This is a genomic window from Sphaerisporangium sp. NPDC004334 (assembly GCF_053602655.1).
Window position 1 is genome coordinate 327,183 of sequence record NZ_JBSGDZ010000004.1, and the last position, 13,909, is coordinate 341,091.

At 72.5% G+C, this 13,909-nt stretch carries 14 protein-coding genes; 9 read left to right on the forward strand and 5 right to left on the reverse strand.

Features of this window, described 5'->3' with window-relative positions; translation table 11 throughout:
* Nucleotides 1-32 precede the first annotated feature (32 nt).
* The 4 genes from dnaJ (at nucleotide 33) to ACWEN6_RS06940 (ending at nucleotide 5,086) form a co-directional block, all read left to right on the forward strand.
* Nucleotides 33-1,214 carry a molecular chaperone DnaJ gene (dnaJ, locus tag ACWEN6_RS06925; protein ID WP_354837739.1) on the forward strand — a complete coding sequence of 394 codons (1,182 nt, stop codon included), beginning with the start codon at nucleotides 33-35 and terminating at the stop codon, nucleotides 1,212-1,214.
* A 21-nt stretch (nucleotides 1,215-1,235) separates the two neighbouring features.
* On the forward strand, nucleotides 1,236-1,583 hold the full coding sequence (locus ACWEN6_RS06930; protein WP_354837737.1) for a heat shock protein transcriptional repressor HspR: 348 nt from the start codon (nucleotides 1,236-1,238) through the stop codon (nucleotides 1,581-1,583).
* 225 nt (nucleotides 1,584-1,808) lie between these two features.
* On the forward strand, nucleotides 1,809-4,388 hold the full coding sequence (clpB, locus tag ACWEN6_RS06935; protein WP_452569337.1) for an ATP-dependent chaperone ClpB: 2,580 nt from the start codon (nucleotides 1,809-1,811) through the stop codon (nucleotides 4,386-4,388).
* A gap of 98 nt (nucleotides 4,389-4,486) precedes the next feature.
* Nucleotides 4,487-5,086 (forward strand): hypothetical protein, encoded by a 600-nt coding sequence (locus tag ACWEN6_RS06940; RefSeq protein ID WP_452569338.1) that lies wholly within the window; start codon nucleotides 4,487-4,489, stop codon nucleotides 5,084-5,086.
* A gap of 201 nt (nucleotides 5,087-5,287) precedes the next feature.
* On the opposite strand, the gene ACWEN6_RS06945 is transcribed toward ACWEN6_RS06940, so the two are convergent.
* Nucleotides 5,288-5,827, reverse strand: a complete 540-nt coding sequence (locus ACWEN6_RS06945; RefSeq protein ID WP_354837731.1) for a tetratricopeptide repeat protein — start codon at nucleotides 5,825-5,827, stop codon at nucleotides 5,288-5,290.
* Between the two features lie 159 nt (nucleotides 5,828-5,986).
* On the opposite strand from ACWEN6_RS06945, the gene ACWEN6_RS06950 reads away from it, so the two are divergent.
* Complete coding sequence (locus ACWEN6_RS06950) at nucleotides 5,987-6,259, forward strand: hypothetical protein (protein WP_452569339.1); 273 nt, start codon at nucleotides 5,987-5,989, stop codon at nucleotides 6,257-6,259.
* On the opposite strand, the gene ACWEN6_RS06955 is transcribed toward ACWEN6_RS06950, so the two are convergent.
* From ACWEN6_RS06955 to ACWEN6_RS06965, 3 genes are all read right to left on the reverse strand, one after another.
* Complete coding sequence (locus ACWEN6_RS06955) at nucleotides 6,256-6,945, reverse strand: TetR/AcrR family transcriptional regulator (RefSeq protein WP_354837727.1); 690 nt, start codon at nucleotides 6,943-6,945, stop codon at nucleotides 6,256-6,258. The two genes, ACWEN6_RS06950 and ACWEN6_RS06955, sit on opposite strands and share 4 nt — an antisense overlap.
* Nucleotides 6,946-6,976: 31 nt before the next feature.
* Nucleotides 6,977-7,858, reverse strand: a complete 882-nt coding sequence (locus tag ACWEN6_RS06960; RefSeq protein ID WP_452569340.1) for an SDR family NAD(P)-dependent oxidoreductase — start codon at nucleotides 7,856-7,858, stop codon at nucleotides 6,977-6,979.
* A gap of 69 nt (nucleotides 7,859-7,927) precedes the next feature.
* A complete protein-coding gene (locus ACWEN6_RS06965) occupies nucleotides 7,928-9,004 on the reverse strand; it encodes a CapA family protein (RefSeq protein WP_452569381.1) in 1,077 nt (358 codons plus the stop codon).
* A gap of 216 nt (nucleotides 9,005-9,220) precedes the next feature.
* Between ACWEN6_RS06965 and ACWEN6_RS06970 the strand changes: the two genes are divergently transcribed.
* The 4 genes from ACWEN6_RS06970 to ACWEN6_RS06985 all read left to right on the forward strand — a co-directional run bounded on the left by ACWEN6_RS06970 (nucleotide 9,221) and on the right by ACWEN6_RS06985 (nucleotide 13,631).
* Entirely contained in the window at nucleotides 9,221-9,640 is a 420-nt protein-coding gene (locus ACWEN6_RS06970; RefSeq protein ID WP_354837723.1) for a Fur family transcriptional regulator, read from the forward strand.
* Between the two features lie 62 nt (nucleotides 9,641-9,702).
* Entirely contained in the window at nucleotides 9,703-11,946 is a 2,244-nt protein-coding gene (locus ACWEN6_RS06975) for a molybdopterin-dependent oxidoreductase (protein ID WP_452569341.1), read from the forward strand.
* Between the two features lie 61 nt (nucleotides 11,947-12,007).
* Nucleotides 12,008-12,619 carry an HD domain-containing protein gene (locus ACWEN6_RS06980; protein WP_354837719.1) on the forward strand — a complete coding sequence of 204 codons (612 nt, stop codon included), beginning with the start codon at nucleotides 12,008-12,010 and terminating at the stop codon, nucleotides 12,617-12,619.
* Between the two features lie 67 nt (nucleotides 12,620-12,686).
* The gene (locus ACWEN6_RS06985; RefSeq protein WP_452569342.1) at nucleotides 12,687-13,631 is read left to right on the forward strand and encodes a Rieske 2Fe-2S domain-containing protein; all 945 of its coding nucleotides are present in this window, start codon (nucleotides 12,687-12,689) and stop codon (nucleotides 13,629-13,631) included.
* A gap of 24 nt (nucleotides 13,632-13,655) precedes the next feature.
* Here the strand turns inward: ACWEN6_RS06985 and ACWEN6_RS06990 are convergent, their stop codons facing one another.
* Nucleotides 13,656-13,883, reverse strand: a complete 228-nt coding sequence (locus ACWEN6_RS06990; protein WP_452569343.1) for a hypothetical protein — start codon at nucleotides 13,881-13,883, stop codon at nucleotides 13,656-13,658.
* Nucleotides 13,884-13,909: the final 26 nt, after the last annotated feature.

A 13,909-nucleotide genomic window follows, 5' to 3' on the forward strand; every position in this document is an offset into this window, starting at 1 on the left:
ATCATCCCTTTGGGTCACGAAGGAAGCGATAGATGAGCACCAAGGACTACCTGGAGAAGGACTACTACGCCGTCCTTGGTGTGTCGAAGACCGCCACCGCCGAAGAGATCAAGAAGGCGTACCGGAGACTGGCCAGGAAGTACCACCCGGACGCCAACCAGGGCAACACCGAGACCGAGGCCAAGTTCAAGCAGGTCTCGGAGGCCTACGACGTCCTGTCCGACAGCAAGCGCCGCAAGGAGTACGACGAAGCGCGCACGCTGTTCGGGTCCGGTCTCGGCGGATACGCGGGGGGCGGCGCCCCCCGCGGCGGCGGCGGGTTCCCGTTCGAGTTCGGCGACCTCTTCGGAGGCACGGCGCAGGGCGGCGGCACGGGCGAGCGCATCGGCGACCTGTTCGGCGGTCTGTTCAACCGTGGCGGGCGCACCTCCACCACCACCACGAGCCGTCCCCGCCGCGGGCAGGACATCGAGTCCGAGGTCACCCTGTCGTTCATGGAGTCCGTGGACGGCACCACGGTGGCCCTGCGGCTCACCAGCTCCTCGGCGTGCCCGGCCTGCACCGGCACCGGCGCCAAGGCCGGCACGACCCCGCGGGTCTGCCCGACCTGTGAGGGCACCGGCGCCGCCAGCCGCAACCTCGGCAACTTCGCCTTCTCCGAGCCGTGCCGCGACTGCAAGGGCCGCGGCCTGCTGGTCGACGACCCCTGCCCCGTGTGCGAGGGCAGCGGCCGCGGCAAGAGCACCCGCACCCTCCAGGCGCGCATCCCCGCCGGGGTGGCCGACGGCCAGCGCATCCGCCTCAAGGGCAAGGGTGCGCCCGGCGAGAACGGCGGCCCGGCCGGCGATCTGTACGTCCAGATTCACGTGAAACCGCATGCCATCTTCGGCCGGTCGGGCGACAACCTGACCATCACCGTCCCGGTGACGTTCGCCGAGGCGGCGCTCGGCGCCGAGATCAAGGTGCCGGTGCTCCAGGGCATGCCGGTGACACTGCGCATCCCCGAGGGCACCCCGAACGGCCGCACGTTCCGCGTGCGCGGCCGGGGTGTCACCCGCAAGGACGGCACCAAGGGTGATCTGCTGGCCACTGTCGAGGTGGTGGTGCCCCAGCGCCTCGACGACAAGGAGAGAAACGCGCTGGAGGAGTTCCGCGCGGTCTCCGACGGCGTGGACCCCCGCGCCGAACTGCTCAGACAGGCGAGAACCGAGTAGCCCCGAAAGGAGGCGACGCCGATGGACGCCAACTACTTCGACCTGTCCGACGACACTCCGGTGTACGTCATCTCGGTGGCCGCTCAGCTTTCCGGGCTGCACCCGCAGACGCTCCGGCAGTACGACCGTCTCGGCCTGGTCAGTCCCGGCCGGACGGCGGGGCGGGGCCGCCTGTACTCCACCCGGGACATCGTGATGCTCCGCGAGGTGCAGCGGCTGTCCCAGGAGGAGGGCATCAACCTCGCGGGCATCAAGCGCATCCTCGCCCTGGAGACCGAGAACCTCCGCATGCGCGAGGAGCTCGGCCGTCTCAGGAGCGAGATGGCGATGATCCGCGCCCTGATCCAGTACCAGCTTCCTCCCGCGTGAGCGGGAGAGCGCACGGCCGCGGCGGTCCCGGTGAGCACCCTCCCGGGCCGCGCGACGACATCTCCTCCACCCCGCGGGCACCGTATCGGCGCCCCGGGCGGTGGCGCACATATAGCGAAGCGACGCAGCACTGCGCAAAGCGACGCAGCACCGCGCGGAGCGAGGCAGCACCGCCGCGGCCGGCGAGCGCCGGGCGATCCGCCATGCGAGAAAGGCAAGGTAGGCATGGACTACAAGCTCACGCGTAAGAGCCAGGACGCCCTGTCGGCCGCCGTCCGGCGGGCCGCCGCCGAAGGCCACCCGGAGGTCGCTCCGGCCCATCTGTTCACCGCCCTGCTTTCCCAGACCGACGGCACGGCCGTCCACCTGCTGGAGGCCGTCGGGGCCGACTGGAAGCGGCTGCGCACCGAGGCCGAGCGGCAGCTGGAGCAGATCCCGAAGGCCCAGGGCTCGACGGTGAGCGCGCCGTCGTCCTCCCGCCAGCTCCTGGTGGCGCTGAACACGGCCGCGGCCCGTGCCAAGCAGCTCGAGGACGAGTACGTGTCGACCGAGCACCTGCTGGTCGGCCTGGCCGCCGACGGCGGGCGCGTCGCCGAGCTGCTCAAGGCGCAGGGCGCCACGCCGAACGCCCTGCTGGAGGCCTTCGAGAAGGTCCGCGGGCACGCCCGGGTCACCAGCGAGAGCCCCGAGGACACCTACCGCGCGCTGGAGAAGTACGGCGTCGACCTCACCGAGCTGGCCCGCGCGGGCAAGCTCGACCCGGTGATCGGCCGGGACAACGAGATCCGCCGCGTCGTGCAGGTGCTCAGCCGCCGCACCAAGAACAACCCCGTGCTCATCGGCGAGCCCGGCGTCGGCAAGACCGCCGTCGTGGACGGGCTGGCGCAGCGCATCGTCGCCGGAGACGTCCCCGAGAGCCTGCGCGGCAAGCGCCTGGTGTCCCTGGACCTCGGCGCGATGGTGGCGGGCGCCAAGTTCCGGGGCGAGTTCGAGGAGCGGCTCAAGGCCGTCCTCACCGAGATCAAGGAGAGCGACGGCCAGGTCGTCACCTTCATCGACGAGCTGCACACGATGGTCGGCGCGGGCGCGGCCGAGGGCGCGATGGACGCCGGCAACATGCTCAAGCCCATGCTGGCCAGGGGCGAGCTGCGCATGATCGGCGCGACCACCCTGGACGAGTACCGCGAGCGCATCGAGAAGGACCCGGCGCTGGAGCGCCGCTTCCAGCAGATCTTCGTCGGCGAGCCGTCGGTCGAGGACACCATCGCGATCCTGCGCGGGCTCAAGGGCCGCTACGAGGCCCACCACAAGGTGCAGATCTCCGACGGCGCCCTGGTGGCCGCGGCCACGCTCTCCGACCGCTACATCACCGCCCGCTTCCTGCCCGACAAGGCGATCGACCTGGTCGACGAGGCCGCCAGCCGCCTGCGCATGGAGATCGACTCGCGTCCGGTGGAGATCGACGAGCTTCAGCGCGCCGTCGACCGGCTGAAGATGGAGGAGCTGGCCCTCGCCAAGGAGACCGACGAGGCGAGCGTCCAGCGCCTGGACAAGCTGCACAAGGAGCTCGGCGACCGCCAGGAGGAGCTCGACGCCCTGGTCGTGCGCTGGCAGAAGGAGAAGGCCGGGCTCAACCGGGTCGGCGAGCTTAAGAAGCAGCTCGACGAGGCCCGCTCGGCCGCCGAGCGCGCCCAGCGCGACGGCGACTTCGAGGCGGCCTCCCGGCTGATGTACGGCGACGTGCCGCGCCTGGAGAAGGAGGTCGAGGAGGCCGGCGCGCTGGCCCAGCCCGAGGACGCGATGGTCAAGGAGGAGGTCGGCGCCGACGACATCGCGCAGGTGATCTCCTCCTGGACCGGCATCCCCGCCGGGCGCCTGCTGGAGGGCGAGACCGCCAAGCTGCTGCGCATGGAGGAGGAGCTCGGGCGCAGGCTCGTCGGCCAGCGTGAGGCCGTGCAGGCGGTGTCGGACGCCGTGCGCCGGGCGCGGGCCGGGGTCGCCGACCCCGACCGGCCGACCGGGTCGTTCCTGTTCCTCGGCCCGACCGGCGTGGGCAAGACCGAGCTGGCCAAGGCGCTGGCGGAGTTGCTGTTCGACGACGAGCGCGCCATGACCCGCATCGACATGAGCGAGTACGGCGAGAAGCACAGCGTCGCCCGCCTGGTCGGCGCCCCGCCCGGGTACGTCGGCTATGAGGAGGGCGGCCAGCTCACCGAGGCCGTGCGGCGGCGGCCGTACACGGTGGTGCTGCTGGACGAGATCGAGAAGGCCCATCCCGAGGTCTTCGACATCCTGCTCCAGGTGCTCGACGACGGGCGGCTGACCGACGGCCAGGGACGCACGGTCGACTTCCGCAACACAATTTTGATCCTGACCTCCAACATCGGCTCGCAGTACCTGGTCGACCCGGCGCTCGACGGCGTGGCCAAGCGCGACAAGGTCATGGCGGCGGTGCGGGGCTCGTTCAAGCCGGAGTTCCTCAACCGGCTGGACGATGTGATCCTGTTCGACGCGCTCGGCTCGGAGGAGCTGTCGCAGATCGTCGACCTGCAGGTCGCCCGGCTGGCGCGGCGCCTGTCGGACCGCCTGCTGACGCTGACCGTCACCCCGGCCGCCCGCGACTGGCTGGCGCTCACCGGGTACGACCCGCTGTACGGCGCCCGGCCGCTGCGGCGGCTGGTCCAGTCGGCGATCGGCGACAAGCTGGCCAAGAGCCTGCTGTCCGGCGAGATCCACGACGGGGACCAGGTCATCGTCGATCTGGACGCCGCCGGTGACACTCTGACCGTGCAGGCGTCTCGGTAAGGAATCCACCAGCATCGGGTCAACGACCCGCCCGGCGGGGGACTCCCTGGCTACGTTAAGTGCTCGTCCAAGCACGAAAAGGTAGTCAGGGAGTCTTCATGCTCAGTTCGATCAGTATCCGGGGGATGCTCGCGGTGGCCGCGGTCGCGGCGGGCGCGGGCCTGCTGGGGACGGGCAGCGCCTCGGCCGCCACGTCCTGCGAGGAGAGCGCCGTGGCCGTCCTGCGCTCGCAGGGCGCCACGTCCGCGGCCTGCGAGGCCATGGACGCCGTGGCCGTGCCGCAGGCGGCCGTCTCCTCCCTCGCCGCCCGGCACGACCGGGACGACCTGATCATCGGCTTCGAGCACATCGGCCGCAGCCGGGGCCTGCCGTCCCGCACCGCCGCGGTGATCGGCCTGCACGACCTGCCCGCGATCGCCCGCGCCACCGGCTGGGCCCCCTTCGGCGAGAGCGCGCTGGTGTACCGGGCCGTCCGCGGGTGGGCGGCCTCGGTTCCGGGGCTGCCGCGGCCGGGCGACCTGCCCATGCGCCGCGGCGGGTACGCCGCCGACGAGCCCACCGCCCCTGAGCCGCTCATGCCCGTCGAGCCGGCGCTCCTTCCCGCCCGGGTGTCCGCGCACAGCTCGCACGGGCTGGACGTCGAGCTCGGCAGGACGCTCACCGTCGACACCACGATCGACGGCCCGCACGCCGACTGACCCGGACGCCGGCTCGCGCCGCCCGAAGACGCCCCCGTGCGGCGGGCGGCGCGCTCACCGGCGAGCCGTCCCTGAGGGATGTACCCGCACCGCGCGGGCCGTGGCGCCTGGGAGTCACGGCCCGCGCGGCCTTCACGCCGTGGCCTGGCCGGAGACGGTCAGCGGAGGGACGGTCAGCGGAGGGACGGTCAGGGGAGACGGTCAGCGGGAGACGTCGAGCAGGGCGTCGAGGTCGTCCTCGGGCAGGCCGAGATCCACGCGGATGCGGTAGCGGGTGCGAAGGAGCGCGTCGCGGATGCCCGCGGGGCCCTCGCCGGCCAGGATGCCGTCGGTCGCCCATTCGTGGGCGGCGCGCGGGTCGCCGTAGGCCAGCAGGGTCTCGGCGACGTTGAGCGCGGTGCTGGGGTCGACCTGCCCGCCGGCCTTGATGGAGTCGACCAGCTCGCGGGCCTCGTCGGGGCGGTCGAGCTCGAACAGGGTGTCGGCGATGCCGGCCCTGGGGTCGACGCCCACCTCGCCGCCGTCGTCCAGCGCCCGCTGGAAGCATTCGAGCGCCCTGGCCGGCTGGCCGGCCTGCCGCCACTCCTCGGCGGCGAGCACGAGGATCGCGGCACGGGACACCTCTCCCGACGCGTATCCGCGCGCCAGATCGTCGAGCCTCCCCGCCAGAGCCCCGTGATCGTCGTCGAGAAGTGCCTGCTCGAGAAGTCGATCAAGCTGCTCACGCGTCACATGTGCCACAAGACGAGATTACCGAGCGCCGCTCGACCATGCGTGGACAACGGCAGGCATTACTTACGTCCTGATTTGCGCATGTTTGACTACTGTGCGTGTGTCATGCGAGCGAGAGGGCATATTCGCCACGCCTGGAACGTCACCCGCTCTTTCGAAGGAGCTGCGATGGACCCGTCCTGGCAGACCACCTTCGCCCTCGCCTGCGCGGCCCTGTGCGCCGCCGTCGTCCCCGGAACCCTCGGGTACGCCACCGCCCGCCTCGAGACCGCCGACCAGCAACGCCAGGAACTGGTGCGCACGCGGGCCGAGGTGCAGGCCGCCCGCAACCTGATCCGCAGACTCTCCTCGCCGTGCGACGCCGAGAGCGGCGACGCGGGCGCCACGTCCTCCTCGCGCGCCCCCGCCTCCCCCGGCCGGGCCGGCACGGTGGCCCGTTAGCGGGCGGCCGAGCCCTCGTGGCCGGCCGGGACCTCGCCGTGCGCGCGCAACTGGGTGGACAGGTAGCCGCGGATCAGCCGCTTGGCCTCCTCGACGAGCGGTGGCCAGCCGTCGGGGTCGCGGCGGAAGGCCAGCGCGAGGACCGCGCCCACGGACTCCACCGCGACGGTCAGCCACAGGTCGAGCTCCTCGCTGTCGGCCATGCCGAACTCCGCGAGCAGCAGGCCCCGCAGCCGGCCGGCGATCACGGTGTTGTTCTCCGACACCGAGTCGAGCAGGTTGAGGTCCACCGCGTCGCCGAAGCGCAGTGAGCGGAAGCCCGGAACGGTCCTGTTCATGTCGACGTACTCGTCGATGATGGCGTCCACCGCGTGCCACCAGCCGGTGTAGTCCTCGGTCATGAAGCGCCGGCCGACCCGGGCGATGAAGAGCTCCACGTTGCGCTGGGTCAGCGCCTGGGTGATCGCCCGCTTGTCGGGGAAGAACTGGTAGATCGAACCGATGGCCACATCGGCCCGGTCGGCGATGCGGGTGGTGGACAGCGCCTCGTAGCCGATCTCGTCGAGCAACTCGGCGCAGGCGTCGAGCATGCGCTCGACGCGTCGCGCGCTGCGGCGCTGGGAGGGTCTTCGGCGCAGCGGCGCCTGGTCGTCGTGGGAGCAGCGGTCGCTGGGCGGGGCTGACACCGTTTCATCTTGCCCCTTTCAGGGCCCGCGGTCAGTCCTTCCCGGCCAGACGTCCCAAATCGGAATTCATAAGGCGGGCGATTCCCCGCATCAAGCCCGGGGAGATGCGCGACAAGGCATATCCGATCTTGCCTTCGGCGTTCACCGGGACCACGGCCGTGTTGCGGTGGACGGCGCGCAGGATGTGGGCCGCCACCCGCTCGGGCGGGTAGCCGCGCCGCAGCAGCGCCCGTTCGCTGAACGCGCGGTCTCCCCCGCGGTAGGTCGCGTTGGCGGCGATCGCCGTGGAGGTGAACCCCGGGCAGATCACGCTCACGCCGATGCCCCTCCCGGCCAGCTCGGCGCGCAGGCAGTCGCTCAGCATCTTCACCGCCGCCTTGGAGGTCGAGTAGGCGGGCAGCAGGCGCGAGGGGGCGAAGGCGGCGAGCGAGGCGACGTTGACGATGTGGCCGCCACGGCCGCGCTCGACCATCTGGCGGCCGAACAGCCGGCACCCGTGGACCACGCCCCACAGGTTGACGTCGATGGTGCGCCGCCAGTCGGCCACCTCGTGGTCCAGGAAGGACCCGGCGACGGCGATGCCCGCGTTGTTCACCACGATGTCCGGCGTGCCGTGCTCCTCCCGCACGGCCGAGGCGAAACGCTCCATGTCCTCGCCACTGGCGACGTCCACCCGCCAGGGGTGGGCGCACGGGCCGATCTCCAGCGCCGTGCGGCGGACGGCCGCGAGGTCGATGTCCGCGCAGACGACCTGCGCCCCGTGGGCGGCGAAGGCGCGGGCGGTGGCCCGGCCGATGCCGCTCCCGGCGCCGGTCACGACCACGAGCCGGCCGTCGAAGGCCCCGCGTCCCTCGGCCCGGGCGCGCCGCAGCTCGCGCACGGCCGTCGGTCGCGTCCCGATGGCGAACCGCATACGCCCACCCCCTGCACAGTCATCGGACCGTCCATCCGAATATAGATCGGCCGGGGGCGGCGCGGCGGATCACGGCGTGGCGCCCAGCCCCGCGCACCCTCGCAGGGACTTCCACCCGGCGACGGCCTGGGTGCGCGCCGCCCCGGTCAGCGGGACGGGGACGCCTCCGCTGATCCGCGCCGGCGTCCACCCGTCCTTGAGCACCTTGCGCCCGTTGATGGTGAGGGTCAGCACCCCGGTCGTTCCCGTCTGCGGGCCGGAGTTGTAGAAGACGAAATTGCCCATCCCGTAGTTGACGTAACGTCCCTGCAGGTAGCCGCTGCCGAGCAGGATGTGCGCGTGGCCGCCCACGATGACGTCGGCGCCGGCGGCGATCAGCTTGGGGGCCAGCGCGAGCTGCGCCTGGTTCGGGCACTTCTGCAGCTCGGTCCCCCAGTGCAGGTGCACGATGACGGTGTCCGCGGTGCGGCGCGCCTGCCGGACGGCCTGGATGAGCCTGGCCTCGTCCTTGGCCGAGGCCAGGCCGCCCTTGGTGGGGGTCGCCGTCCACGCCTGGACGAACTGGCTGTCGAGCACCTGGGTCGCCCCGATGATCGCCACCCGGTTGCCGTTCACGACCTTGCGGAACGGCCGGTAGGCCTCGGCGGCGTTCTTGCCGATGCCGACGATCGGGAAGCGGGCGCGGCGGATGGCGGCCAAGGAGTCGCGCAGCCCGCCCTCCATGTAGTCCATGCCGTGGTTGTTGGCCATGGACGCCACGTCGACGCCCGCGGCCTTGAGCGCGGTGAGCGCCGTCGCGGGGGCCCGGAAGGTGTACTGCTTGCCCGGCGCCGGGGTGCCGCCCTGGGTGATGGCGGTCTCCAGGTTGACCATCGCCAGGTCGGCGCGGCGCAGGACCGACGCGATGGGGCCGAGGGCGGTGCCGGGGTCGGCCAGGCGGTTGCGGAGCATGCCCTCGAAGTGGACGTCGCCGCCGAAGGAGATGGTGAACGGCCGCCGATGGGCGCCGGCCTGCGGCTTCCCGGTCGCGTCGCCCGTCGCTTCGCCGGGCGCGGATGAGGCGCCGTCCGTGCTCTTGGACGGCGGTGAGGACGACTCGGCGGCCGAGCATGCCATGACCGGCACCGCCGCCATCGCCACGGCCATGGTCAGCGCGGCGGCACGGCGGACACGCGCCCGCCGCGGGGAGATCTCTGGCAAACCGGACAGGGTGCCGTGTATGGGCTCGGTTCTCATCGTTCCAAGAGCATGCCACCTCCACCCAGATCTGGACACCGCCCCCCGGGTGGCCGATCGAAAATCGCCTTAGCGGGAAGGTCCCTTTACTTGAATGATTCAGGTTTACCGCTTAAGGTGCAGGTCGTGGGGGATGTCGAGCGGCTACACGATGCGGGGCTCCGGGTGACGGCGGCCCGCATCGCGATCCTGCACACCGTCAGGGAGGGCGACCACCTCGACGTGGACGCCATCTACCGCCGGGTGCGCGCGCGCGTCGGCCACGTCTCCCTCCAGGCGATCTACGACGGACTCCACGCCCTCCACGGCGCCGGGCTGCTGCACAAGATCGAGCCCATGGGCAGCCCCGCGCGGTACGAGGCGAGGGTCGGCGACAACCACCACCACCTCGTCTGCCGCATGTGCGGCACGGTGACCGACGTGGACTGCGCCACCGGCGAGGCCCCGTGCCTGGACCCCGTCGACGCCGCGGGCTTCCGCGTCGACGAGGCCGACGTCATCTATTGGGGCGCCTGTCCGGACTGCCTGGCACGGAGCGGCGTCTGACCTTCCCCCGGCGGCGGAGGACGGCAATGATGGGTTCAGCCCTCGAACCCAGGAGGCCCATCGTGCGCACCGCACACCGCACCTGCCCACTGTGCGAGGCCGTGTGCGGCCTCACCATCGGACTGGACGACGACGAGCGCGTGACGGGGGTGCGCGGCGACCACGCCGACCCGTTCAGCAAGGGCTTCATCTGCCCGAAGGGCGCGAGCCTCGGCCGGCTGGACGAGGACCCCGACCGCCTCACCCGGCCGCTGATCCGCACGGGCACGGAGTGGCGCGAGGCGAGCTGGCAGGAGGCGTTCGCGGCCGTCGAGCAGGGCCTGGCCGCCGTCCCCGGGCCCGCCCGGGCCGTCTACCTCGGCAACCCCAACGCCCACACCATGGCCGGGGCGCTGTACGCCGCCCCGCTGATCCGCGCCGTCGGCACCCGGCAGGTCTACTCGGCCAGCACGGCCGACCAGATGCCCAAGCACGTCTCCTCCGGGCTGATGTTCGGCGACCCGATGACGGTGCCCGTACCCGATCTGGACCGCACCGGATACCTGCTCATGCTGGGCGCCAACCCGCTGGAGTCCAACGGCTCGCTGTGCACCGCGCCCGACTTCCCCGGCCGACTCAAGGCCCTGCGCCGGCGCGGCGGCCGGCTGGTGGTCGTCGACCCGCGCCGCACCCGCACCGCCGCGCTCGCCGACGAGCACGTCTTCGTCCGCCCGGGCGCCGACGCGTTCCTGCTGGCCGGCATCGCGCACACCCTCTTCGCCGAGGGCCTGGCGCAGGTCGGCGTCCCGGTGAACGGGCTCGCCGAGTTCGAGGCCGCGATGGCGCCCTTCACCCCCGAAGCGTGCGCCACCGCGTGCGGCGTGCCGGCGGAGGTGATCGTCCGGCTGGCGCGCGAGCTCGCCGCCGCGCCGGCCGCCGCCGTGTACGGGCGCATCGGCACGTGCACCGTCGAGTTCGGCACGCTCGCCCAATGGCTGGTGGACGCGGTGAACGTGCTGACCGGCAACCTCGACCGGCCCGGGGGCGCCATGTTCCCCCGCCCGGCGACCGAGGGGCCGCGCCGCCGCCGGCCGTACACGACCGGCCGCTGGCACAGCCGCGTGCGGGGCCTGCCCGAGGCCAACGGCGAGCTGCCGGTGGCGACGCTGGCCGACGAGATCGACACGCCCGGCGAGGGCCGCGTGCGCGCCCTGGTCACGGTGGCGGGCAACCCGGTGCTGTCGGCGCCGAACGGGGCGCGGCTCGACCGGGCGCTGGCCGGCCTGGACTTCATGGTCAGCGTCGACCCCTACCTCAACGAGACGACCCGCCACGCGCACGTCATCCTGCCGCCGCCGCGGGTCATGCAGTCGGGGCACTACGACTTCCTGCTGCTGAACTTCGCCGTGCGCGGCTACGCGCGCTACTCGCCGCCGGTGCTGCCACTGGAGCCGGGACGGCCCTCCGAGGCCGAGATCCTCGCCCGGCTCGCCATGATCGCCGCGGGCCAGGGCGCGGACGCCGACCCCGCGGCGCTGGACGAGCTCATCCTGGACCAGACGCTCCGCAGGGCGGTGGAGGCCGCGGGCTCGCCCGTCGAGGGCCGTGACCCCGCCGAACTGCGCGCCATGCTCACCGGCGGCACCGGCGCCGAGCTGCGCTTGGACGCGATGCTGCGCCTGGGCCCCTACGGCGACTGGGGCGGGCGCGAGCCGTTCGGCGACGGCGAGGAGGACGGTGCGCGGGGCGGGATCGAGGAAGGCGGCGGGGAGCGGGAGCCCGGCCTGTCGCTGGAGCTGCTGCTGCGGCACCCGCACGGCGTCGACCTCGGACCGCTGGCGCCGCGCCTGCCCGGCGTCCTCGCCACCGCCTCCGGCGCGGTCGAGCTGGCCCCGCCGGCGATCCTGGCCGACGTCCCGCGGCTACGCGAGGCGCTCGGCCGGCCGGCGGAGGGTTTCGTGCTCATCGGCCGGCGGCACCTGCGCTCCAACAACAGCTGGATGCACAACCTCGCCCCGCTGGTCGGCGGCACCAACCGCTGCACCCTGCAGATCAACCCGGACGACGCCGCCGAGCTGGGCCTGTCGGGGCAGGCGGTGGTCCGCTCGGCGGCGGGCGAGCTCACCGTGCCGCTCGAGCCGACCGACACGATCATGCGCGGGGTGGTGAGCCTGCCGCACGGCTGGGGCCACGCGGGATCCTCGCAGCTGGTCGCGGCCAAGAACGCCGGCGTGAGCGCCAACACGCTGACCGACGAGTCGATCATCGACCCGCTGTCGGGGAACGCGGTGTTCAACGGGGTGCCGGTCACGCTGGAGCCCGCCTGAGCCGCGGCGCGCGGCGCGGGTCGGGCCGAATCGGGGCGCTCCCGGTAATAGGCTGTGGCGCGTGACCACCGTGCCCGATAAGGAACGTCTGCTGGCCCAGGTCGGTTTCGCCGTGGAAATCGACAAACTGAAGCGCGTGCTCCGCCGCAACACCTTGATGGACGGCTCCCGCAGGGAGAACGACGCCGAGCACTCGTGGTACCTCGGAATGCTGGCCATGGTCTTCGGCGAGTACGCGCCGCCCGGCGCCGACCTCGGCCGGGTCACCGCCATGCTGCTCGTGCACGACATCGTCGAGATCGACGCCGGCGACACCTTCATCTACGACCTGACGGCGGTCGAGGTGCAGGAGAAGGCCGAGCGCGCCGCCGCCGACCGCATCTTCGGGTTGCTGCCGGCCGACCAGACCGCCACCCTGCGCGCGCTGTGGGAGGAGTTCGAGGCCCGGAGCACGCCGGAGGCGCGCTTCGCCAAGGCGCTCGACCGGCTCGCCCCGATGATGGCCAACCACCACAACGAGGGCGGAAGCTGGGTGCGCCACGGCGTCACGGTGGACCAGGTGATGGAGAAGGTCGAGATCATCCGCGAGGGCTCGCCGGCCCTCGGCGACTACGCCACAGAGATCATCGAGCTGTCGGCCGCCCGGGGCCACCTGGCCCCCGGCCGCGCGTAGCCGCCTCCGCGGTGTTCTCCACGGCTCAAGGGGGGTAGGTCCCCCCTAAGGGCGAGAGGGGGCGAAAGTGGAGGAAACTTCGAAGTCCATCAACTCGCGAGGCCGGACGCTCCGGCGATCCCTGGGGCTGGCGCGGATGTCCCTGCCGGTGGGGATCACCGATCGCATCGAGCACATGCGGGCCCTCGATCGCGTCGTCGTCCCGCTGGCCAAGCTGATCAGGCGCAGGCTGCCACTGGGAAGCCCGACGCGGGACGTCCTGCACGGCGTGCCCACCGGCCATCCTCTCCACCCTCCGCTGGCCACCGTCAGCCTGGGGTGCTTCACCGCCACGGCGGTGCTCGACGTCATCGACGTGGACCCCCGCGCCTCGCAGGCCGTGCTGGCCACGGGCCTGGCCGCCGCGGTCCCCGCCGCCGCCGCGGGGCTGACCGACTGGTCGGTGCTGCACCTGGAGCAGCAGCGGGTCGGCCTGGTCCACGTGCTGGTCAACATGGCCGCCATCGGCCTGTACTCGGGGTCGCTGATCCTGCGGCTGTCGGGCCGGCACCGCACCGCGCGGGCGCTCGCCTTCGCCGGACTCGGCGCCGCGGGCATCGGCGGCAACCTCGGCGGGCACCTGGCCTACCGCATGGCGGCCGGCCCGAGCCACGCCGAGCAGACCACCCACCTGGTGCCGCTGGGCTGGCACGACCTGTGCCGGCTGTGGGACCTGCCCGACGGGCGCCCCGTGTCACGCCGTCTGGGTTACATCCAGCTGTTCGTGCTGCGCCACGGGACCAACGTCACGGTCCTGGCCGACCGCTGCTCGCACCTCGCCGGGCCGCTCCACCAGGGACGGCTGGTCATGGACGACGACGAGCCCTGCGTCGTGTGCCCGTGGCACGGCAGCACGTTCCGGCTGGAGGACGGCGGGGTCGTGCACGGCCCGGCGACCGCGCCCCAGCCGTCGTTCGAGGTCAACGTGCGGGGCGACGGCGTCGTCCAGGTGCGCCCGCGCGAGCTGACCTGAGGCGCGCGAGCCGGCGCGGCCGGCTCAGTCCTTCTCACCGTCGGCGGCCGGGTGCTCGACGAGGGCGAGGATGCGGCTGGCCATGAAGCGGGCGGTGCGCACCGGGGTGCCGCTCCTGGTCACCTCGCTGACCTCCACGAGCCCTCTGCGGGTGGCGACGTCGACGCGCCTGCCGGCCTTCGTCGCCACGATCTCGTAGATACGCGGATTGCCTCCCGCGTCTATGACGATTTCGACCCGGTCACCCTTCATGACCAGGTAAATACCCACATATGGCA